The 20801-nt window shown below is 37.0% G+C and carries 22 protein-coding genes and 1 pseudogene; 13 read left to right on the top strand and 10 right to left on the bottom strand.

What is annotated here, in order from left to right; all coding sequences use genetic code 11:
- Positions 1 to 2 precede the first annotated feature (2 nt).
- Positions 3 to 1850 carry an asparagine synthase (glutamine-hydrolyzing) gene (asnB, locus tag U860_RS0123005; protein ID WP_025150347.1) on the bottom strand — a complete coding sequence of 616 codons (1848 nt, stop codon included), beginning with the start codon at positions 1848 to 1850 and terminating at the stop codon, positions 3 to 5.
- Between the two features lie 242 nt (positions 1851 to 2092).
- On the opposite strand from asnB, the gene U860_RS0123000 reads away from it, so the two are divergent.
- Positions 2093 to 2647, top strand: coding sequence for a DUF2777 domain-containing protein (locus U860_RS0123000; protein WP_025150346.1), 555 nt, complete (start codon positions 2093 to 2095; stop codon positions 2645 to 2647).
- Between the two features lie 57 nt (positions 2648 to 2704).
- Here the strand turns inward: U860_RS0123000 and U860_RS0122995 are convergent, their stop codons facing one another.
- On the bottom strand, positions 2705 to 3070 hold the full coding sequence (locus U860_RS0122995; protein ID WP_025150345.1) for a YisL family protein: 366 nt from the start codon (positions 3068 to 3070) through the stop codon (positions 2705 to 2707).
- Positions 3071 to 3219: 149 nt separating this feature from the next.
- Between U860_RS0122995 and rocD the strand changes: the two genes are divergently transcribed.
- Complete coding sequence (gene rocD, locus U860_RS0122990) at positions 3220 to 4410, top strand: ornithine aminotransferase (protein ID WP_025150344.1); 1191 nt, start codon at positions 3220 to 3222, stop codon at positions 4408 to 4410.
- Positions 4411 to 4517: 107 nt separating this feature from the next.
- A complete protein-coding gene (locus U860_RS0122985) occupies positions 4518 to 4802 on the top strand; it encodes a hypothetical protein (protein ID WP_025150343.1) in 285 nt (94 codons plus the stop codon).
- A 35-nt stretch (positions 4803 to 4837) separates the two neighbouring features.
- On the opposite strand, the gene U860_RS0122980 is transcribed toward U860_RS0122985, so the two are convergent.
- The gene (locus U860_RS0122980; protein WP_025150342.1) at positions 4838 to 5737 is read right to left on the bottom strand and encodes a fumarylacetoacetate hydrolase family protein; all 900 of its coding nucleotides are present in this window, start codon (positions 5735 to 5737) and stop codon (positions 4838 to 4840) included.
- Between the two features lie 246 nt (positions 5738 to 5983).
- Here U860_RS0122980 and U860_RS0122975 point away from each other — a divergent pair, with 246 nt between their 5' ends.
- The 7 genes from U860_RS0122975 (at position 5984) to gerPF (ending at position 8244) form a co-directional block, all read left to right on the top strand.
- Positions 5984 to 6163, top strand: coding sequence for an aspartyl-phosphate phosphatase Spo0E family protein (locus U860_RS0122975; RefSeq protein ID WP_025150341.1), 180 nt, complete (start codon positions 5984 to 5986; stop codon positions 6161 to 6163).
- Positions 6164 to 6259: 96 nt separating this feature from the next.
- Positions 6260 to 6481, top strand: a complete 222-nt coding sequence (gene gerPA / locus U860_RS0122970) for a spore germination protein GerPA (protein ID WP_025150340.1) — start codon at positions 6260 to 6262, stop codon at positions 6479 to 6481.
- 14 nt (positions 6482 to 6495) lie between these two features.
- A complete protein-coding gene (gerPB, locus tag U860_RS0122965; RefSeq protein WP_025150339.1) occupies positions 6496 to 6702 on the top strand; it encodes a spore germination protein GerPB in 207 nt (68 codons plus the stop codon).
- A 64-nt stretch (positions 6703 to 6766) separates the two neighbouring features.
- Positions 6767 to 7381 (top strand): spore germination protein GerPC, encoded by a 615-nt coding sequence (locus U860_RS0122960; RefSeq protein ID WP_025150338.1) that lies wholly within the window; start codon positions 6767 to 6769, stop codon positions 7379 to 7381.
- Between the two features lie 6 nt (positions 7382 to 7387).
- The gene (locus tag U860_RS0122955; protein WP_002170788.1) at positions 7388 to 7582 is read left to right on the top strand and encodes a hypothetical protein; all 195 of its coding nucleotides are present in this window, start codon (positions 7388 to 7390) and stop codon (positions 7580 to 7582) included.
- Positions 7583 to 7596: 14 nt separating this feature from the next.
- Positions 7597 to 7983, top strand: a complete 387-nt coding sequence (locus U860_RS0122950; protein WP_025150337.1) for a spore germination protein GerPE — start codon at positions 7597 to 7599, stop codon at positions 7981 to 7983.
- A 45-nt stretch (positions 7984 to 8028) separates the two neighbouring features.
- Positions 8029 to 8244 carry a spore germination protein GerPF gene (gene gerPF, locus U860_RS0122945; RefSeq protein ID WP_025150336.1) on the top strand — a complete coding sequence of 72 codons (216 nt, stop codon included), beginning with the start codon at positions 8029 to 8031 and terminating at the stop codon, positions 8242 to 8244.
- 64 nt (positions 8245 to 8308) lie between these two features.
- Here the strand turns inward: gerPF and U860_RS0122940 are convergent, their stop codons facing one another.
- From U860_RS0122940 to U860_RS0122910, 7 genes and pseudogenes are all read right to left on the bottom strand, one after another.
- The gene (locus tag U860_RS0122940; RefSeq protein WP_025150335.1) at positions 8309 to 8815 is read right to left on the bottom strand and encodes a hypothetical protein; all 507 of its coding nucleotides are present in this window, start codon (positions 8813 to 8815) and stop codon (positions 8309 to 8311) included.
- An 11-nt stretch (positions 8816 to 8826) separates the two neighbouring features.
- Positions 8827 to 9105 carry an RNA polymerase alpha subunit C-terminal domain-containing protein gene (locus U860_RS0122935; RefSeq protein ID WP_025150334.1) on the bottom strand — a complete coding sequence of 93 codons (279 nt, stop codon included), beginning with the start codon at positions 9103 to 9105 and terminating at the stop codon, positions 8827 to 8829.
- 23 nt (positions 9106 to 9128) lie between these two features.
- Positions 9129 to 12863, bottom strand: a complete 3735-nt coding sequence (gene addA / locus U860_RS0122930) for a helicase-exonuclease AddAB subunit AddA (protein WP_025150333.1) — start codon at positions 12861 to 12863, stop codon at positions 9129 to 9131.
- Positions 12860 to 16375 (bottom strand): helicase-exonuclease AddAB subunit AddB, encoded by a 3516-nt coding sequence (gene addB, locus U860_RS0122925; RefSeq protein ID WP_025150332.1) that lies wholly within the window; start codon positions 16373 to 16375, stop codon positions 12860 to 12862. Before addB ends, addA begins: the two co-directional genes overlap by 4 nt.
- A gap of 116 nt (positions 16376 to 16491) precedes the next feature.
- The gene (gene lepB, locus U860_RS0122920; RefSeq protein WP_025150331.1) at positions 16492 to 17055 is read right to left on the bottom strand and encodes a signal peptidase I; all 564 of its coding nucleotides are present in this window, start codon (positions 17053 to 17055) and stop codon (positions 16492 to 16494) included.
- 55 nt (positions 17056 to 17110) lie between these two features.
- Positions 17111 to 17704, bottom strand: coding sequence for a TVP38/TMEM64 family protein (locus U860_RS0122915; protein WP_002170780.1), 594 nt, complete (start codon positions 17702 to 17704; stop codon positions 17111 to 17113).
- A gap of 599 nt (positions 17705 to 18303) precedes the next feature.
- Positions 18304 to 18699 (bottom strand): annotated as a pseudogene (locus U860_RS0122910) (competence protein ComK); the annotation flags it as partial.
- 240 nt (positions 18700 to 18939) lie between these two features.
- Here U860_RS0122910 and U860_RS0122905 point away from each other — a divergent pair.
- The 3 genes from U860_RS0122905 to U860_RS0122890 form a co-directional block, all read left to right on the top strand.
- Positions 18940 to 19773 carry a hypothetical protein gene (locus tag U860_RS0122905; RefSeq protein WP_025150329.1) on the top strand — a complete coding sequence of 278 codons (834 nt, stop codon included), beginning with the start codon at positions 18940 to 18942 and terminating at the stop codon, positions 19771 to 19773.
- Between the two features lie 48 nt (positions 19774 to 19821).
- Positions 19822 to 20019, top strand: a complete 198-nt coding sequence (locus tag U860_RS0122900) for a hypothetical protein (RefSeq protein ID WP_025150328.1) — start codon at positions 19822 to 19824, stop codon at positions 20017 to 20019.
- Between the two features lie 163 nt (positions 20020 to 20182).
- A partial coding sequence (locus U860_RS0122890) for a T7SS effector LXG polymorphic toxin (protein WP_025150327.1) occupies positions 20183 to 20801 on the top strand: 619 nt, incomplete at its 3' end.

Here is a 20801-nt window from a genome sequence, read left to right as displayed (position 1 = left end):
CCCTACTCTTTAATATTTACCCCATACTCTTTAAACCAAACATGAATTTGCGCTAAATGAGCTAAAAGTTGTGGCCCTGTCATTAATTGACCGAACCATGGTGTTTGAAATGCACTGCCGCCAGACTCGATCAATCCGCCCAGCTGCTCTTTATCGAACAATTCATGCAAAATTGAGCCTTTATCCGTTAATAAATCTTGGAGCCATACTGTTACTGCTTTCGTATAGTGCGGATTATGCGTTTTCGGATACGGGCTTTTCTTTCTATACAATATATCATTTGGAAGTAATCCCTCTAACGCTTTACGCAGTAGACCTTTTTCGCGGTTTTTATACATTTTCATTTCCCAAGGAATATTCCAAGCATATTCGACAAGTCGGTGGTCCGCAAACGGAACGCGTACTTCTAAGCTTGCCCCCATACTCATACGGTCTTTTCTGTCTAATAGTGTTGTCATAAACCAAACCATGTTTAAATAAAATAACTGTCGTCTCTTCGCTTCTAGCGCACTTTCCCCTTCTAAAATCGGTACTTCTTGAATGGATTCTTCATAGCGACGCTGTACATATTGTTGCAAATTTAGTTTACTTCTCCACTCCTTCTTTAGAAGTTGTTCACGCGCTTCTGTAGATCGCATCCATGGAAATGCACTTGATTGTAAATCATCTTCTCTATAAAACCACGGATAACCACCGAATATTTCATCTGCACATTCTCCGGATAAACCAACGACAAAATCTTGTTTTATTTCACGGCAAAACCATAATAATGAAGAATCAATATCTGCCATACCAGGCAAATCGCGAACGAGCACTGCTTCTGTTAAATACTGTGCTAGTTGTTCATTTGAAATGATGCAACGATGATGGGTCGTTCGAAATGTTTCCGTCATTAAATTAATAAAAGGTGCGTCTGAATTTGGCTGAAATGCATTCGCCTTAAAATATTTTTCGTTATCTTCATAGTCAATAGAATACGTGTGCAATTGCCCTTTCCCTGATCTTTCATATTCTTTTGCGGCAATTGCTGTTATAGCACTTGAATCTACACCACCCGATAAAAATGTACATAGCGGTACGTCAGAAACTAATTGTCTCGTAATCGCATCCTGTAATAAAAAACGTGTTTTCTCTACTGTTTCTTCAAATGAATCTTCATGTTTTTTACTTTCCACATTCCAATATCTCCATATGCATAAACCGTATTTTGAGAACGTCATCGCATGGCCCGGGCGCAGTTCTTGAATACCAGCATATATACCGTGACCAGGAGTTCGAGATGGCCCTAAACCGAATATTTCTGACAACCCTTCTAACGTTACTTCAGTCTTTACATCTGGATGTGCCAATATCGCTTTTAACTCTGAACCAAATAATAATCGGCCGCTATCATATTTATAAAATAGTGGCTTTACACCTAATCGATCTCTGGCAATAAAGACTCTTTCATTTTTCTCATCCCATACTGCAAACGCATATATACCGTTTAAATGATCGACACATTCTTCCTTCCATTCAATATAAGATGCCAATAGTACTTCTGTATCAGAATGCCCTTTAAATGTATAACCTCTTCTTAATAACTCTTTCCGAATATCTTCTGTATTATAGAGCTCTCCGTTATAGCAAATCGCATAACTCGTTTCGTCTTTTAAACAAGTCATTGGCTGTTTACCACCTTCAGGATCTACAACGATTAACCGCTTATGCCCAAATGCGACGTTCCCTTTAATCCAAACTTTGTTATCATCTGGTCCGCGTTTCGCTAGCGTTTCCGCCATCTTCGTCACGACGTCCCTTTCCCCTTCTAATGAGCGTTTATAATCCACCCATCCTGTAATCCCGCACATAAGAATCATCCTTCCTAATCTAATATCAGTTTCTGAACGTGCAGTAATCCCCACCCTATGAGTGCGGATACATAAAAACAACAAACTTGACGATAACTAACTATCCATATATGGAATAGCAGTTTCACTGTGTGTAGCGTGTTTTATTGTATGCCCATCTATCTTTAGGTGTGTCTAGTTATAAAGAACGTACGAACTGTCTATAACAAGAATAACTACTTCTATAAAAGGAGAAATGAACTATGGCACAACGTAAACATATTTTGTATAACCAACCGCGCGCCCATACAATCGGTAATGTGGAATATATAAACAATGAATGGGTATTCTTTGATGATGAAAATGATGAAGCTTTTTTATTAGAAGATATCGCCGATGATGGTTTTGAAATTTTATATAACAACAATTGGCTACCAGCGCGTTTTTATGAACAAAACATATTACAAATTGCAAATGAACAACATCCTCTTCAAAACGGGGAAATGATACGAATTCGAAAAAAATTACTTCTTAGCTATAATGAATGGCTTGAGGAGTTACCCGACTCTGTCTTTACATTGTTAACCGAATCATTGCAATCGCTTAATTACTCTTTATATGATTGCATGTATTGTCATAATTATTTATCATTCTTACCGAAAGATGGACCGTGCGAAGGAGTAAATATTCTTTTGTTCGATAACGAAGAAATGATTTGTACATTGCAACATCATTTCGTGCGCTACTCTTCCTCTAATAAAAATATTTTGCGATTTACGAAAGTAAGTGGAGAAGAGTTGCATATAGATGCGACATAAAGAAAAAACCACCTTATTGCTCAAAATTTTGAGATCATAAGGTGGTTTTATTTTTAATTAAAATACTTGCCAGCCAATCGGTAATTTCAGTCCAAGATAAAATACCGCTACAAGCGCGATAACAAATAGTCCCCAAAATGCCCCTGTTGCCTTGTTTTTGCTCATTTTCACAAGAACCATTTCCATTCCACCGATAACTAAAATACCAGCTAACATTTTTAAGCCATACCACATGTGCATGCTACCTGTTGCTGTCTTCATGATGCTCATATATAGCATAAAACCTGTCACAATAATGATAATGTACATAAGACGAAGTCCCATATGTACACCTTTACCTTTTCTTCCTGCCGAATAAAGTGAATACGCCACGAAGAATAAAATTAATCCTAACGCCCATGCTGTAATATGCATATGTATCATCGTATCCCTACCTCCTCTTTTCACACTTTTTCACTCTATATGATAACATGTTCATTTATTTTCAGGAAATGTTTCGCTTTTTTATATTTAAATGCTATAATATTTAGAGTATTTACAAACTTCTTGTAATAACAAAAGGGGGAACAATCATGATTCAAACTAAGGATATTATCGAACTTACAGACACATACGGAGCAAATAACTATCATCCACTTCCAATCGTTATTTCTAAAGCAGAAGGTGTTTGGGTAGAAGATCCTGAAGGAAACCGCTATATGGACTTACTAAGTGCATATTCTGCAGTTAACCAAGGTCATCGTCATCCAAGAATTATCAACGCTTTAATCGATCAAGCAAATCGCGTTACGTTAACTTCTCGTGCTTTCCATAGCGATCAATTAGGTCCTTGGTACGAAAAAGTTGCGAAACTAACTAATAAAAATATGGTACTTCCTATGAATACAGGTGCAGAAGCTGTTGAAACTGCAATTAAAACAGCTCGTCGCTGGGCTTACGATGTGAAAAAAGTAGAAGCAAACCGTGCAGAAATCATCGTTTGTGAAGATAACTTCCACGGACGTACGATGGGTGCTGTTTCTATGTCATCAAATGAAGAGTACAAGCGTGGCTTCGGTCCAATGCTTCCTGGCATTATTGTAATTCCTTACGGTGATTTAGAAGCGTTAAAAGCTGCGATTACACCAAATACAGCTGCATTCATTTTAGAGCCAATCCAAGGTGAAGCAGGAATTAACATTCCACCAGCTGGTTTCTTAAAAGAAGCTTTTGAAGTGTGTAAAAAAGAAAACGTTTTATTCGTAGCAGATGAAATCCAAACAGGCTTAGGCCGTACTGGTAAAGTATTTGCTTGCGACTGGGACAATGTAACTCCTGACATGTACATACTTGGTAAAGCGCTTGGCGGCGGTGTGTTCCCAATCTCTTGTGTTGCAGCAAACCGCGACATTTTAGGCGTATTCGAGCCAGGTTCTCACGGTTCTACATTCGGTGGTAACCCACTTGCATGTGCTGTTTCTATCGCAGCTCTTGAAGTATTAGAAGAAGAAAAATTAACAGAGCGTTCTCTTCAATTAGGAGAAAAATTAGTTGGGCAATTAAAAGAAATTGATAACCCAATGATTACTGAAGTTCGCGGTAAAGGTTTATTCATCGGTATCGAATTAAACGAGCCAGCTCGTCCTTACTGTGAACAACTAAAAGCAGCTGGTCTATTATGTAAAGAAACACATGAAAACGTAATTCGTATCGCACCACCTCTAGTAATCTCTGAAGAAGATTTAGAGTGGGCATTCCAAAAAATTAAAGCTGTATTATCTTAATAATAGCGAGGCTGTCCTATATTTTAGGACAGCCTCTTTCCTTTTTCAATAATTTAAAGTAAAATAAAATAGAATATTCTGTTTTTTATCAAGAGGAGGACAACTGTATGCTGTTGAAATATGGTAAACACATTAACCAGTTAGCTACAATTTTTATTTCTATTACATTCATCGGCTTCATATTATCCACAACATTACTCAGTCACTATTCAACTCCTCATACATTCACACTACTTAAAGCGTCATTTTGGACTGCTGTTTTTCTTACAATTATCGGTTTTGGTCGCGAAAAAAGCGCACTTGCGGTAATGCTAATTGGGATTTGTACTTTAGCACTAATCGGATTGTATATTTTCGCTATTTTAGATTATTCCAATAATCCACGCCCATAATAAAGAGCTATCTTTTCACAAGATAGCTCTTTTCTTCACTTCACTATATTTCTCAGCGTACCAATTCCTTCTATCTTAATAACAACTTCATCACCAGCATGCAAAAACTTCGGTGGCGTAAAACCTTTCCCAACACCGGCTGGTGTCCCCGTCGCAATGACATCGCCTGGCTCTAATGTCATGCCTTTACTTATAGTTGAAATAATTTCTTCTACTGAAAAAATCATTTCTTTCGTATTTGAAGTTTGTCTTACCTCTTCGTTTACTACTGTTTCAATGTGTAATGCATTCGGCGTTTCAATTAATGATTTATGGACTAAATACGGTCCCATCGGACAAAATGTATCGAAACTTTTCCCTAGGAAAAATTGTTTATGTTTCCTTTGAATATCCCGAGCAGTTACATCATTTATAACCGTATATCCAAAAACGTGGTCAAGAGCCTTTTCTTTTTTAATTTGTTTTCCTCGCTTACCAATAATGATCGCTAGTTCTCCTTCGTAATCTAGTTCATTCGTTGCATGAGGATGACCATTAATTTGCTCATCAATTCCAATTACAGTTGTTGGCGCTTTCGTAAAGATCATTATATTTTCTGGGATAGACTCTACTCCACCCATTTCTACCGCATGCTCGCGATAGTTTTTTCCAACACACAAAATATTCTTTCTCGGCCTTGGAATCGGCGCTAAAATTTTCACCTCTGTTAACGGATAATACGCCGCTCCCGCATTTTTCTTCGCCCACTTTACAATATCACACACTTTTTCAAGACATTCGCTTCCTCTTTCAATGCATTCTAACATTGTAATCGGAATTGTAACCTTTTCACCCTTTTGTCTTTGCGCTTCTCTTAAATGTAATACTCTTTCTTCCTCTTCGTCCACAATACCAACAAATACCTTTTCTTCCTTCTTCGCCGTTACAAAACGCAATATTTCCACTCTCCATCCTAAAACTCATACCCTTTAATTGTATTCGCATCCTTAAGAAAAAAACCTTCTCATGCACGCTAATTTTTACAATATTCCTCCCTTCTTATATTCGTTCCTCATCCGTGATTTGACATAAAATGTAGAAATTATACTTTTTTTAGCGAAGATGTTTCTTTTTTATGGAATTTTTGTATAATATGTACTACATATATACTTAAAATCTATTGAGAGATGGAGCCGATTTCAATGTTTGAGCAAGCAATCGAAAAAAAACGCGAAAAAATGATCTATTTTGCTGAACGCTACGGAATGACTTCTCAAAAAACAGTGGATTGTAGCCAGGAACTGGACAGGCTCTTAAATGTTATTTGGCATACACATACGGATTACGTGTACACTCAAACGCTCGAAACACATACGCAATAGCGTGTGTGTTTCTTTTATTTCAAAAAAGTACACATTTTATTGAAAATGCCCATACAATAGTAGAAAAGAAAATTTTAAAAATGAAAGGTGTTTTGTATGCCAGCTATGGTCGGACATATTCGTATCGTTAATATTGGATCAAGTGGTATTTTTCATATTGGAGATGTATTTGCGATTAGACCTATTAGTTATTCACGTGCTTTTGCTGGGGCCGGCTCCTTTAATGTTGGTGATAATATTTCTGTCTACAATTATCAAAATTCAACAACTGTAAATGATTCAGATGTAATCGATCAAGCAATAATCGGTTCTACCTAAAGGAGGCGATTACATTGAATTTCTATGTAAACCAAAGTATCATCATTAACAGTATTAAAATCGATAGCATTACGACATCTTCTGTTTTCCAAATCGGAACTGCAGGTAGTATTAAGGCTCTTTCTAAGTTCTCAAATACCGGCGGGTTTACAGCACCTCTTCGCCCTTTAAATGCAAAAGGACAAATTATTTCCCTTAAGCCTTTCACTAGTTCTTCTTAGGCCATCCTTATCATAAATATATAGTAGTAATATACCCTCCCTATTGAAAAGGAGGTTTCACAAAATGAATCAAGATATATATACTTATTTATACCAACTTCAGCAAGCTCTTCAAATGCAGCAAGAAACCATTCTCAATCTTGAAAATCAAGTTCGCCTATTACAAGAAGAGCTTAATGAATTAAAAAGTCGCCCCTCCTCTTCTATAGGAAAAGTGGAATATAAATTCGATCAATTAAAAGTAGAAAACTTAAATGGCACTTTAAATATTGGCTTGAATCCATTTGCGAAAAAAGGGCAGCAAATTGAAGATTTTGAAGTGGATACAGAAACGCTGAAAGTAAATCCTGAAACAGAAACAAATCCAGACTTCTATCAAGGTATCCTTCAAGAAATGCATCGCTACTTAGATGAAGAAGCATATAATCGAATTCTCCATTTTGAACACGAAGAGCGAACACCGCTTGATGAGATGTATCGACAAATGATGATTGATGACATAAAAAAACAGATGGAACATAGACTTCCGTATTATTTATCACAAGTTCAGTCACATGAAGGTATTTCAACAGATCCAGAGTATTTGCGCGAAGTCATTATTCAAGCGATGAAACAAGATATTGACAAAGCCTTCCTATCTTTTATTCAACACATACCGGGCAATTTCCGAAAGGAGTGAGTATGGATGAATTTAAATGTTGTAAACCGTGAGTTAAAAGTAGGGCAAATTAAAATGAACGGGGTTTCTTCTTCCGCATTATTTTTAATTGGAGATGCAAACCTTCTCATCCTTACTTCTATTCTTGATACGCCATTCGAATCCGTTACAGAGGGACCGTTTGTACCATTAGTATCAGCTGTCCCTGCAACTCGAGGTTGAGGAGACTCAAAATTATGTTACATCATGTTTCAGTTGTCCAAAATGTTTCTATTATTTCTTTGGGGATTGCTGCAGTATTTCAAGTTGGTGATGCAAATCAAATGGAATTAAAAAGCAGGGCGCTTTTGGTTCATCGGGAAATTCCTTATTATTTAAAAGGAGAAGGTCCTTTTGATGCTTTTGAAGTTTTCACAGATGAATACATTACTATGCCAAAGCGAACAACGGATGTAAAAGTAAATATTATAAATGAACGTCCTTTTATTGAAGTAAACAACGTTGAAGTGCGAACACTTTTAAATTCTGGTTGCTTTCAAATTGGAAATGTTGATTATGCTTTTAATAACTCTCGTATTATGCAAATCCGCCAATACATTACTGATGAACCTTCCAATAAATAATTCATATAGTAATTAAAAAGCTTAGTGAAGTAGGTGAATGGTATTATGCCTTCGATTGTGGGAAATCTCGTCGTTCAAAACAGTAATGGCTCTTTCAATTTAGGGGATTTTTATAACGTATCTCCAAAAGAAAATACGAAAGCTTATAACGGGTCTGGGGCTTCCAATGTTGGATTTGTCGTTAATACTTTTAGCGGCGTTAGTGCAACAAATACATTTGATTCGGACGTTGCAGACCAAGATCAAATTGCAACAGCGTAATAAAAGAGGTGTCCCCTACTAGGTGACACCTCTTTTTCACGTGACATAGTAACCGATATTTGTTTTAATAAAGCATTCGCCCTTCTTGGTATACCTTATCATAATCTATATTTTGAACATCCTTATGGAACAATTCTTCTCTAACATTATCAAATAGCTCCTTACGTATGTTAGGAAATTCACTTTCCCATCGTTCTCTTTCATCCAAGTCCATCAGTGATTTAACAATAGCAAGATAAGTATTCGGAAATTGCCTCTTAACCTTAGCTGCATATTTTAAAAACTCTGTTAAGTACATATCAAAGTGATGACAATCATAATCCTGAGTACCTGTATAAAATGGAAATCCACTTTCATCTTCCCACTCCCTGAGAATTCCCCAAAATGCTACCAATGAACCTGATCGATATCTCAATTTATTATCATTAAAATGTTCATAATACGGATACAATAATTTACCGCACCAACCGAGATCGATTATACCATCCATCTCTTTTATTTCATTACGCAATACATTTAATTTTTCATGAATAGGTTCTACATTCATGTCTTTTCTTTTAAAACTATTCATCACATCACCTTTTATTTAAATGATAATCCGCTCTCCTCCAAAACATCTCTAAGCTTCGGCAAAGAAGCAGGTCCCATACCGTGCAGTTTCAAAATTTCTTTTTCACTATACTTTGAAAGTTCTTCTACAGTCGTTATCCCATGGTGCTCTAACGCTCGCCTTGCTGGTGCTGAAAGAAGAGAGAGAAAGCCTTCTTTCGGCTTCCTCTCTTTCTCGCAAGTCGGGCAAGTTGGACAATCGCTACTTTTATAGTACTCGTGTCCTTGATCACAAGTTCTTAACGTTGCCATACTCCATAACCCCTTTCCAAACTCTATTCATCAATATTTACAAGATGATTCCCATCAAAGAAGTATAAACACTTTTCTTTCACAGGATGTTTCAAGCTTTTCTCTAACGCTTTTGCATATAGTGAAAGCTGCACTTTGTATCGGTCTTCTAAGATTGGTTTCGCTTGATCAAATCCGCCTGGGAACTTTCCTTCAATCGTATCTGTTTTATAGTCGATTAAAGTAATTCCATCTTCCTCTTCAATCATGCAGTCGATAACTCCTTGGACAAGTATTGTTTCTTCGCTCTTACCTTGCCAATCTTGATACGCTTCTTCTGCTGAAAGCATCATCGTAAATGGCACTTCACGCTCAACACTTTTCGCTGCTAATACCCTTTTACCAAGATTGCTCTCAAAGAATGAAATCACTTTTTCGATTGCTATTTCTTCAGCTTGTTCGAATGTTAATAATTCTTTATTTACCATTCCTGCAATTTGTTCCTGAAGAACTTCAATCGTAATCGGTTTCTTCAAATCTACATGTTGCATAACGGCATGGACTGCTGTTCCTCGCTCGGCATACGTTAATCCTTTTTTCTCCATAAAGCGCGGACGTGTTTTAATTGGGGCACGAAGTTTTTTAATAAAGGCGTTATCGCTACCTTCTTCAGATTGATAATTTCGCTTTATTTCTGTTACAGATTGTTTCGCACGGTGAGATGTTGCTTCCTCATATCCATACTCCCACATTAATCTGTCGTACACTTCTTCTTTACGTTCACTTTCTAACGGAACAGCCTTTTTCTCACGAAGTGCTTCTAACAATTCTTGTTTCTCTTCTTGAACTGGTTCTGGTGCAAGTAAATCTTTTCCTTCAACAACTTCTACTTTCCAGCTAGTATCATATTCATAAATTTCAGCCGGAATATTTCCTTGCCCTAACTCAAGAAGCATCTCACTATCACGGTGCCTGTATAGTGAAGGGGCAATCCAATCTAAATAACATGAGGCTCCAGCACGTATGTGGTCTGGTAATAACCATTCTCCATGTTCCCGTGCATCAAGCCATTTTTCCATTTCTTTATTGGCATCTTTAACCGTTCCAATTAATATTAGCTTCTCTTTCGCACGGGTTAAAGCTACGTATAGCACACGCATTTCTTCCGCAATTAATTCCATTTTCATCTTACGTTTAATCGCTAGTTGCGATAATGTCGTATATTTAATTCGTTTACGAGGATCGATAAATTGTGAACCAAAACCGAAATCTTTATGAAGTAAGAAACGCTTCATTAAATCTTGTGTATTAAAACGGCGACCGAGTCCCGCTACAAATACGACTGGGAATTCAAGCCCTTTACTTTTGTGAATCGTCATAATGCGAACTACGTCTTCTTGTTCTCCAAGGGCTCTTGCCGTTCCCATATCATCACCACGTTCTAAAATACGCTCAATAAAACGTAAGAAACGGAATAATCCTCTAAACGATGTTGCTTCATATTGTCTTGCGCGGTCATATAGTACACGTAAGTTCGCTTGTCTTTGCTTTCCAGCTGGTAAACCTCCAACGAAGTCATAATAACCTGTCTCACCGTACACTTTCCAAATTAAATCTGAAAGAGATTGTTGACGCGCAAATTCACGCCATCCTTGCAGTAAATTATAGAACCATTCTAATTTATCATGTAGTTCTTTCTCTTCTTCAAGTGGTGCTCCTTTTAAGAATGAACTCATCACTTCATAAAACGAGCCTTTCTTTCCATGAGCACGCAGCATCGCAAGTTCTTCATCATTTAGTCCAACAATTGGCGAACGAAGTACAGCTGCAAGCGGAATATCTTGCATCGGATTATCAATAACGCGGAATACGTTCATCATAATATTTACTTCTGTCGCTTCAAAGTAACCAGTCGCAAGGTCAGCATATACCGGAATTCCTTGTAACTTTAACTCTTCCATGATTTGCGGAGCCCATGGCATTGAGCGAAGTAAAATAACGAAATCACGGTATTGTACTGGGCGCATACTATTATTTTTACGATCATACACTTCATAACCTGAATCGACCATCGCTTTAATACGCTGCGCTATAAGACGAGCTTCAAGCTGCGCTTTTTCTACTTCTGCACCTTCTGCACCTTCTTCTCCATCTATTACTTCTTCTTCAGTTTGCTGGATGCATAATAGTTCAGCCGCTACATCCTCACCTTCTGGATAGCTAGCACCTAGCTTTAATTCAGCATCAGCGTCATAATCGATTTCCCCAACTTCTTCGCCCATAATTTGTTTGAAGATAAAGTTCGTACCAGCTAACACTTCATGACGACTACGGAAGTTTTTCGCTAAATCAATCTTCATTCCGCCGTCTAATCCTTCTGATGTAAAACGTTTATATTTCCCTAGGAATAGGCCTGGCTCTGCTAGTCGGAAACGATAGATTGACTGTTTTACGTCACCAACCATAAATAAGTTTCCTTCACTCTCAGAATCTTTCGTTACGAATTTAATAATCGATTCTTGCACAAAGTTCGTATCTTGATATTCATCGACTAATACTTCAGCAAATTTATTACGATATTGAAGCGCTACTGCTGATGGACGCATTTCACCATCTTCATTTGGCTCACTTAAAATTTGTAAACAGAAATGCTCTAAATCTGTGAAATCGACCATTCCTTTATCGCGTTTTATCGCTTGGAAACGACCTGTAAATACTTTTACAAGCTGAACAAGCTTTTCTAATACAGGATGCATATCTTGAAAATCTCGTAAGAAACTTTCTGGTCTGCGGCTAAATAGTTCTTCTTGTAATTTCTTCACTTCATCTTTCGCTTTATTACGAAGAGAATCTACTTGTTTTACAACATCTTCATTATAATCACTTTTCTTAATACGCTTTAACGTTTGCCACGATACATTTTGCATCGCTTCATAAACACTTGCCCACGACTCACGAGCTGCTGATGATAACGTTCCAAGTAAAGCTAAATCTGCTTGTAAAGTTTCAGTACGAGGTGCTGGACCGTCAGGAAGCATTGCTAGTTCTGTCGCTTTACGAATATGCTCTTCCGCCGTTTCAAGCTGGAATTTCACATCTTCTAATAAGTAAGAAGCGTACACTAAATCTTCAATCGTCTTTCCTTCAACGTCGTATGCTTCTACTAATTTATCAAGCCACTTCTCTGGGTTTGGATGCGCTCTTGATTCTGTATGAAGTGCTAAAATCATTCTTTGTAAGTCATCATCACTACGGTCGCTCGTATAACGATCAACGAGTTCAAAGAAAATATGATTATCTTCGATTCCATACTCTTCTTCTAATATGTCATCTAGCACTTCTTCTTTTAATAACTCATTTTCTGTTTGATTCGCAATACGAAAACGAGGATCGACATCAAGCATGTAATAATATCCTCTAATGACTTGTAAACAAAATGAGTGAATTGTCGAAATGGAAGCTTTATTTAATAAGCTAAGCTGTTTTCTTATGTGCTGCGAGCCTGGCTCATCAATTAATACTTTTTCTAACGCTTCCCCAACTCGGTTTTTCATTTCTTGCGCTGCGGCATTCGTAAACGTTACAACGAGCAGGCGGTCGACATCTACCGGACTTTCTTCATTAATAATCTTTTTAATAATACGTTCAACTAATACCGCTGTTTTCCCTGATCCAGCTGCTGCTGCAACTAAAATATCACGTCCATTCGCTACAACCGCTTTCCACTGGTCATCTGTCCATTGACTACCCTCTGGTTTTTTAGGCCAATTTTCTATCATTCTCCGCCGACCTCCTCTCTTATTTTCTCCATCGCTTCGCTATCTTTCATATCTTTTAACGTACGGAATTGATTATCTTCAAGTGATTCATCAAATTGACAAACAGACTTGAAGTTACAGAACGTACATGCCGCTTTATTCCCCATTTTGTACGGAGCAATATCAATAACACCTTCTGTAATGTCCTTACCGATATTTTCAAACGTATGGTGTACATATTTTTGAAGTACGTTAAACTCTTGCTCACTTGCAATGCTAGAACGCGCACTAAAACTACCGTCTTTTTTCAGACCAGCAGAAATAATATCAGAGCTTCCTGTTGAAAGTTTATTATCCATTAAACGAACAACGTCAGCATCTCCTAGTACAAGTCCTTTCATTTTAAATTTCTTTAAAATTTCTTTTTCAATTTCTTCTTCAGATGCATCGCCTTTCATCTCAACGATCGGGTTATGAATATGGAAATACAATACGCCCGCAGGTGATGCAGTACCACCCTTTTTCATCCACGTATGTGCATTTGAAGTAACAACATCCAAATACGTTAACATTTGAAGTGCTAATCCGTAATACACTTCTGTTAAGTCTAACGCCTTTGAACTTGATTTATAGTCAATAATACGAAGGAACGTACCACTCTCATCTTCCGCCTTATCAACACGGTCAATACGGCCAACTACTTCCATCTTCACACCATTTGGCAATGCGAATTCCATTGGCGGAAGTGATCCAGTACCACCCATACCGAATGGAACTTCTAAATCAACTGGTACAAATCCACTCGACTTCGCATGTTCACGAAGAATAAGTGACGTACGGAAAATGATTTGTTGTAGTTTTTGTTTTAAATAAAAATGACGGTTCGAACTTAATAAAATTTGTCTTTGTAATAACGGTGCAATTTCTTCTATTACTAAAGCAGAAAGGTGCTCGCACTCTTTTATTGATAAATCCGCCCAAGTACGATTTTCACGTAATAGCTTGTCTGCAATTCTCTTCAGCGCCGCATGGAATAGTTCACCAATATCTGGCGCATCAAGTTTGAAAATATCACGCTCTCTTAGCGATAAACCGTGCTGTGCGAAATGAGCGTACGCACAACGATTAAATAGCTCCATACGAGAGACGCTTCCCTTAATTGTATCTCCATATAAATCTCTACTTACATCTGTACTCAATTTCTGTGCACGATTTCGATAGAATAAGCTTGATAACACACGGCTACTTTTTTGCTTCCATTCATCTGAAGTAACGTAGAAGTTATATACGTCCCACCAAAAATCTAAATTGCCTTCAAATCCGTAGCGCTTCCACGTTTGCAGTTGCTGCATTACGTAAGACAACGTTACTTCTGGCGTGGCTACGTATGAGATTTGTTCCGAACGTGATAAGTCATTTACGTCATTTGTTATAAACGCTTCTTTCACATCAGGGAATATTCTTTTTATTTTCTTAATAAAGCTAGAAGCAAGTAACGTCTTGCCTTCTTCATCTGCAAGCGGACAAGATATATATAATTTCTCAGACGCTCTCGTCACCATTTGGTACATAACGAACTGTTCTTCTAATAATGTTTGTCTCGTTGTCGGTGCTAATTCGATACCCGCAGCGGTAAGAACATCTCTTTCTTCATCAGAAAGCATACCTTCATCCATAGGTGCTGCTGGAATCACTCCTTCATTTACTCCAATAACGAATGTCGCTTTAATATTTGACAATCTAGAACGATCAATATTAGCAATTAACACTTGGTCTAGTGACGGTGGAATGTTCGCAAATTGAAGCGCCTCAAGACCTGTCGTCATGACCTCAGTAAACATAGAAAGGGACATCTTCTCCTCGCCAAGCATCTCAACGAACGTATCAAGAAGACTCATCACCTCTTCCCACACTTGCTCATGGTCTGTTGCAAATAAGAAATCTCCGCTTTCTTCTGCACGAATACGTAACTCTTCTAACTTTTTCGGAACGTCAAGCTCCTCTAAAAATAAGTATACTGCTTCGCACATTTGCATAACTGTTCCAGCACGCTTCAGTCTTTTTTGCATACGAATAACTGGCGTTCTTACAATGTCACGAAGGCGATTAATTTTCTCTTCCATTTCACGTTCACTATCTGTTATCATTCCGCTTGCATCATCAAGTGAACGATAACGTCGATACATCCACGGATCTTCAGAAGTCCATCTCTTTCCTTGTATACCGTACGCTAAACAGTAGTTTTCAAATTCATCCATCTCTTCACGCATCGCTTCTTTTCTTACGTCTAATGGATATAAAAGCTCTGTTTTTATGCAGCGAAACACCGCATCATAGCGCCAATTCCCGCTAATGATCTCTAAAGCAGAACGAATGCATTCTACTAGCGGATGATGTGACATCGGGCGTTTTTCATCAATGAAATGCGATATATTATAATCCATAAATAAAGTTCGCATTACATCGTAATAACTTTCTCCGTTACGAAGAAGTACTGCGATATCTCGGTAACGATAATCTTCATCCGCCACAAGTCTTCGAATTTCACGAGCAACGCCTTCTACTTCAGCTCGTAAATTAGCCGCTGTACTAATCGTTACACTCGCCTCTCCGTGAAACTTTTCATTTGGACGCGCTTCATAATGAGTTTCTAAATGCGCTAATGCTGGCGAATGAAAACGCGGCTGTTCCATAAGTGGAATCGTTTTTTCAATTTCTATTTTCTCTTCACGCGCTACTTGTTTTATTTTTTCATACGTTAACGTCGTTTCATAAAATAAATCTAGTTCATTCACTGGCTGTGCTAACGTTTTTTCATCCAGCGTTAATGTTATTGTTACTCTAGTTCCTAATCTCATTAACCCTCTAACAATTTCTAGCTCTTGAGGAGAAAATGAATGGAATCCATCTATATAAATTTCCGCGTCTTTTACATACTCAGAGTCTGGAAGCTTCTCAACTAATAATTGTAAGTAGTCTTCTGAATCTAAATATCTTCCAATTAAAGCACGTTCAAAGTCATCATATAATAACTGTAAATCATACACTTTATTCGCGAGCAACTTTTGCTCTGCACTACTGCTGTGCGCATCTAAATGTTGCCACATTTCATATACGTTAGACGGCGTCACATTATAACGTTTAAACTCCGCAATCATACTACCAAGGTGTTCAAAGAAACCGTTTTGCTCTGCTGCTTTTTGAAACACAGATAGTCCATCTTTACGGGATTCTACAATTTTACGAAGTAACATATGCACACCAGCTTCATCAATATGAAGACGACTTGCTCCGCCCACTTCTTGTAGCACCTTCCACGCTAATCGCGAAAAACTAAAAACTTGTGCCCGAATAGAACCTCTTACATCCTCGCTCCCAATTAACGCCTGCTGCGTTTGGAATGTCATCTGTTCTGGCACAAGATATAATATTGTTTTCCCTCGTGGACGCTGCTTTAACTCTTCTTGCACTTCACGTAAACAAAGTGCACTTTTTCCACTTCCAGCTCTACCAATCACAAATCGAAGTGACATGTAACCACACCTTTCACTTACATAACGAACGTTAGTTTGCTACTATAATTGTATTATAGGACACGAAAAAAGACAAACCGAGTTGTTTGCCTTTTTTTATACTTCTACTTAGTATATCAACCTTTTGAAAAATTCGTTTGCACCTCTTGAATTGGCCAATATCGTAAATCAACTTTACCGACAACTGTATCAGCTTTCACAAAACCGAAGTGTCTACTATCCCAACTCCCGAGGCGGTTATCACCTATTACAAAAATATACCCAGGTGGTACAAACTTTTCTCTCGTTAATTCTTCTAATGTAAAATTACCTGTTAGTTGCCTTCCATTTACCTCTTTCTTATACTTCTCTAAATAAGGCTCATCAATAAATTGACCATTTATATACAGCTTATCATGCTTATATTCGATATGATCCCCAGGTAAACCGATAATTCGCTTTACATAGTCCTCTTTTTTATTCGCATGAAAAACGACAACATCAAATCGATTCAAGTCCCCTACTTGATAACTTACCTTATTCACAACGAGCATATTGCCATCTTGCAATGTCGGCATCATAGACTTCCCCTCTACAACGTACGTTGAAAAGAAAAACGTTCGAAAAAATACAGCTAATAGTACACCTATTAAGATTGTTCTCATCCACTCTAGGCCTTCTTTTTTCAAAGTTTTCTTCATTCGCTTCTCCCCTCGCCCTTTAATAATGAAGCTTGCCTTTACAAGAAGACTATTCTTAATGTAGTTCTAATTTCACTTCAATTTTTTTACCGACATACCATAAAATAAAAATAACAATCCCAACGATAATTGATTTCACCGGATTATGAATAAACGAAGTTAAATCATGACCGATATAAGTTAAAATAAAGATCATAACAAGCTTTCCGAATGCTAATGCTAGTCCAAACTGTTTCACACTAATACGTGATAAACCAGCTACAACATTAATAAGCGCAGACGGTGTAAATGGAAAACAAAATATGACGAAAATTGGTGCGAACCCTTTCCTTTCAATCCACCCCATTGCTTTTCGTACTCTCTCATGTTTATTTACAAAAGAGAAAAAACGACTTCTTCCAAAGCGGCGGATAATGAAAAATACAAGTAACGCTCCTATTACTGATCCAAGCCATGAATAAAGAAATCCATACCAAAAGCCAAATGCAACAGCATTCGCCAACACAAACACAATGAGTGGCAATGCTGGAATGAGCGCCTCTATCATCGGTAAACCAATACCAAGAAGTGGTCCGAACGCTTTATAACTTTCAACAATATGATCCATATTTTCTGGTGAAAAATACTCTTTGATTGTCTGAAAATCCATTCTACACTTTACCCCTTTACTCTAATTACTCCCTCTACTGTATCATTGCTTATAGGAAAGAGGAAATGGTAGATATGACATATGGAGATGTAATTATTAAGTTTCCATATCTTTCGTGAGAATTCCTTCCTTATTAAACTATAATAATCTTTCAATATTCGACAGGATATGAAGATAATTTAGACACCACGCACAGATTATGAAAAAGAAGAATATATAGAAAGTGCTAATCCGTATTTCCCAAAAAAATAACCTTACTACGCGTAAGGCTATTTCTACTAGCTAGTTCTTACAAAAAACTTTTTTAGCAAGCGTATACTATCAATCACGATAAGTATTAATAAATATTAGAAAGATAGTATTAATACTGTACTCTGAATAGGTAACATTCGAAATTTATAAGGAAAGAACTATCATGTATGCCTTGAATATAAAATGATATGCAATCACACTACATTAATTATATATAGGAAAATAACCTTTATATTGTAATTTTACACCATTTAAAATTATTAGAGAACTAATAATTCAATAATTTGGCAATTAAATGGAGTATATAAGGAAATCAAAAAAAGGATGAGTCCCCCATCCCTTTCCTTTTACACCTCCTCTTCCCTAACAAAATACACTTTCTCATAAGCTGGCCTTAATGTTGATTCATCCCTTTTATCAATCTCTTTAAAGCAAGGATTTCCTTGTTTTTCCTTACGATCTTCATACTCTGTTCGCAATTTCGCTGTACGATTTTGCTGATTTTCAAAACTACTTTTTGATATTTCTAATTTCACAGCAAAACCATTAATAAATCTAATAATTAGATTTCCATCCTTTAGCTCTTTATTACTTTCAATATGAAAATGAGACAACCACGCACACTCTTTTCTAGAATAAGAATACGTAGGGAAAAAATAAAGTTGATCTGTCGGGCTAATTGCGATAGGAGCTTTATGTGTAATACGAGTTAACTCCTTCGTTCCTTCTTTTCTACCAATAAACCTCTTATAATCCATAAATTCTATCTACAAATACCATATCACTAAAAATAAAAAACAAAAAAGTACAGCGTGTATATACAGTGCTACCAACACTATATATACCGTCCGCCTACTCTCGATAGGCAAACACTTGCTGTACTCTTACGCACTATTTTACAGTACGTGGAGTATCCTAGCAACAGTTTGCTTACATTCGGCATTCTGTTGCTTTTTTGTTTCCGGAAAAGGAGACATATAATAATGAAGAAACTTATCGATGTTATCGCAAGTGAAGAATCTTTCCACAACCTTTCTACATTTAAAAAAGTTGAGGAATTAAATAAAACTATACGTGTATACAGAGACACGATCCGTATGTCTATTAAGCGTACCGATGTACAATCTAAACTAATTACATTACTTGAAATTTTAAAACGCCACAGCTGCAAATATGTAGGCGTTAGTTTCCTATGTAAAAATAGAATAGCTAAAAAAATGGAAGTATCCTATAAAACTGTACAACGTTTAATGAAGAAACTTGTGGATCTAGAGATGATTAAACAGGTAGCAATGAAGCGTAAAAAAGATATGCTTCAAACTTCTAACGCTATTATCATTCAACCAATTGTGGAAGAAGTGTCCAACAAGGTAGATACAAAAAGTCCTACAAAGTGTCCTACCATTAAAACAACCCCTTCTTCCTTAAAACAAAATATAAAAGATAAAAACAAACGTAATAGTAATGAGAATAGCAATACATCTGAGGAAAATATTAAAGAAGCTGATTTCGTAGCTCACTGGGTACCAGAACGTTTTGTTTCTTTAGTTAGCTTTTTCTATTCTGAATCTAAAACAATTCAAGAACTATGGAAGGTCGTAAGACAGTGTAATAAAGTTACAAACTTCTCTACAGGTAATAAAGCATTTACCAAAGACCAAGAGCTTACTATTGGCTTAAAAGCTATCAAAGAGTTTGTTATGAAAATTAAATCTGGTACGAAAATGAATAAAGGGAAATTTGCTTATTTCAACGGGATTGTAAATAACTTAATGGACAAGTATTTCTTTGATTGTGAATTTATGAGTGGAGAATGAGGAGAAATACAGGATTAAAAAACATATAGTTAAAGGAGCATGCTATGTATGAAAAAATACCAAGTTATTTATATACTTATTTCGCCTGATGGTACGCGTGATATCGTAGGCTCCATTACAATTTACTCAACCACAGAAAAACTTATTACACAACGCTTAGATAAAGAACTTCAGAGAAGAATGGGTGACCTGTTTTTACACGTATCTCGACTGTCCCCCCCGATACGTGACATACGTTTCGAATAAAAGACATTTTGATGTTTTCTCTTTTCATTTTGATATACTTGGTTGAATTTTTTCACACTGAGGAGGGCATACATTGCCTGATATTAAAAATGATTTAGGTGGGGCGCAACAGCTTGTCTTCTATGAAGTTGTTCATACTTCACCAGAAAGAGAGGCTGATTAAATGGGCTTTCAAGTAGATTTAAAGGAATTCAATGAAATACTGGCAAAACTCCAAAAAGACACCAGTAAAACCAATGAACAACTTGAACAAGCCAAAAACGCATTGAATGGCATTATCCAGGCCGAAGCCATGCAGGGTGCAACAGGAAATGCGATTGTCAACGACATCAATAATAACCAAAGTGCAGTTGTGACTGGGTTGAAAGTTACCAATGAATTTCTCATTATGGAAATGTTGACAACTTTAAAGGATTTTCAGTCAACAACGGGAGAAAGTGATGAGAATGCGGTTATTCTGGAAGATGCATTACTGCAAACACAAAACAAACTTTCCAATCTCCAACCCAAGAAACATGAAATCGATAGTCGCATCTCTAATATTTACAACAGCGTGAACGATTTGATTTCATTGAGTATGCCGAAAAGCCAGTTTGATGAAAAACTGGTTGCCGCCAGCAAAGAATTAGAGGATACGATTCAAAAAGTACAGCAATTTGAAAGTAAAAAAGAAAAAAGCAATGCGGAAAACATTCTCGATGCCCTAAACCAACAAGTTCAAATTGCAGGCAAGATGGGTAGTTTATCTTATACTGATCCGCAACTGCAAGCCTTCTTTGCGC

The sequence above is a fragment of the Bacillus sp. H1a genome, assembly GCF_000633475.1.
In the GTDB taxonomy this organism is placed as follows: Bacteria; Bacillota; Bacilli; order Bacillales; family Bacillaceae_G; genus Bacillus_A; species Bacillus_A paramycoides.
Note: the sequence above shows the minus strand (reverse complement) of the source record. Positions and strands in the feature narration are given on the sequence as shown.

What these genes read in the sequence shown, in the direction of transcription:
- asnB (WP_025150347.1), bottom strand. Translation starts at nt 1,850, where the DNA reads ATGTGCGGGATTACAGGATGGGTGGATTATAAACGCTCATTAGAAGGG.
- U860_RS0123000 (WP_025150346.1), top strand. Translation starts at nt 2,093, where the DNA reads ATGGCACAACGTAAACATATTTTGTATAACCAACCGCGCGCCCATACA.
- U860_RS0122995 (WP_025150345.1), bottom strand. Translation starts at nt 3,070, where the DNA reads ATGATACATATGCATATTACAGCATGGGCGTTAGGATTAATTTTATTC.
- rocD (WP_025150344.1), top strand. Translation starts at nt 3,220, where the DNA reads ATGATTCAAACTAAGGATATTATCGAACTTACAGACACATACGGAGCA.
- U860_RS0122985 (WP_025150343.1), top strand. Translation starts at nt 4,518, where the DNA reads ATGCTGTTGAAATATGGTAAACACATTAACCAGTTAGCTACAATTTTT.
- U860_RS0122975 (WP_025150341.1), top strand. Translation starts at nt 5,984, where the DNA reads ATGTTTGAGCAAGCAATCGAAAAAAAACGCGAAAAAATGATCTATTTT.
- gerPA (WP_025150340.1), top strand. Translation starts at nt 6,260, where the DNA reads ATGCCAGCTATGGTCGGACATATTCGTATCGTTAATATTGGATCAAGT.
- U860_RS0122960 (WP_025150338.1), top strand. Translation starts at nt 6,767, where the DNA reads ATGAATCAAGATATATATACTTATTTATACCAACTTCAGCAAGCTCTT.
- U860_RS0122955 (WP_002170788.1), top strand. Translation starts at nt 7,388, where the DNA reads ATGAATTTAAATGTTGTAAACCGTGAGTTAAAAGTAGGGCAAATTAAA.
- U860_RS0122950 (WP_025150337.1), top strand. Translation starts at nt 7,597, where the DNA reads ATGTTACATCATGTTTCAGTTGTCCAAAATGTTTCTATTATTTCTTTG.
- gerPF (WP_025150336.1), top strand. Translation starts at nt 8,029, where the DNA reads ATGCCTTCGATTGTGGGAAATCTCGTCGTTCAAAACAGTAATGGCTCT.
- U860_RS0122940 (WP_025150335.1), bottom strand. Translation starts at nt 8,815, where the DNA reads ATGAATAGTTTTAAAAGAAAAGACATGAATGTAGAACCTATTCATGAA.
- U860_RS0122935 (WP_025150334.1), bottom strand. Translation starts at nt 9,105, where the DNA reads ATGGCAACGTTAAGAACTTGTGATCAAGGACACGAGTACTATAAAAGT.
- addA (WP_025150333.1), bottom strand. Translation starts at nt 12,863, where the DNA reads ATGATAGAAAATTGGCCTAAAAAACCAGAGGGTAGTCAATGGACAGAT.
- addB (WP_025150332.1), bottom strand. Translation starts at nt 16,375, where the DNA reads ATGTCACTTCGATTTGTGATTGGTAGAGCTGGAAGTGGAAAAAGTGCA.
- lepB (WP_025150331.1), bottom strand. Translation starts at nt 17,055, where the DNA reads ATGAAGAAAACTTTGAAAAAAGAAGGCCTAGAGTGGATGAGAACAATC.
- U860_RS0122915 (WP_002170780.1), bottom strand. Translation starts at nt 17,704, where the DNA reads ATGGATTTTCAGACAATCAAAGAGTATTTTTCACCAGAAAATATGGAT.
- U860_RS0122905 (WP_025150329.1), top strand. Translation starts at nt 18,940, where the DNA reads ATGAAGAAACTTATCGATGTTATCGCAAGTGAAGAATCTTTCCACAAC.
- U860_RS0122900 (WP_025150328.1), top strand. Translation starts at nt 19,822, where the DNA reads ATGAAAAAATACCAAGTTATTTATATACTTATTTCGCCTGATGGTACG.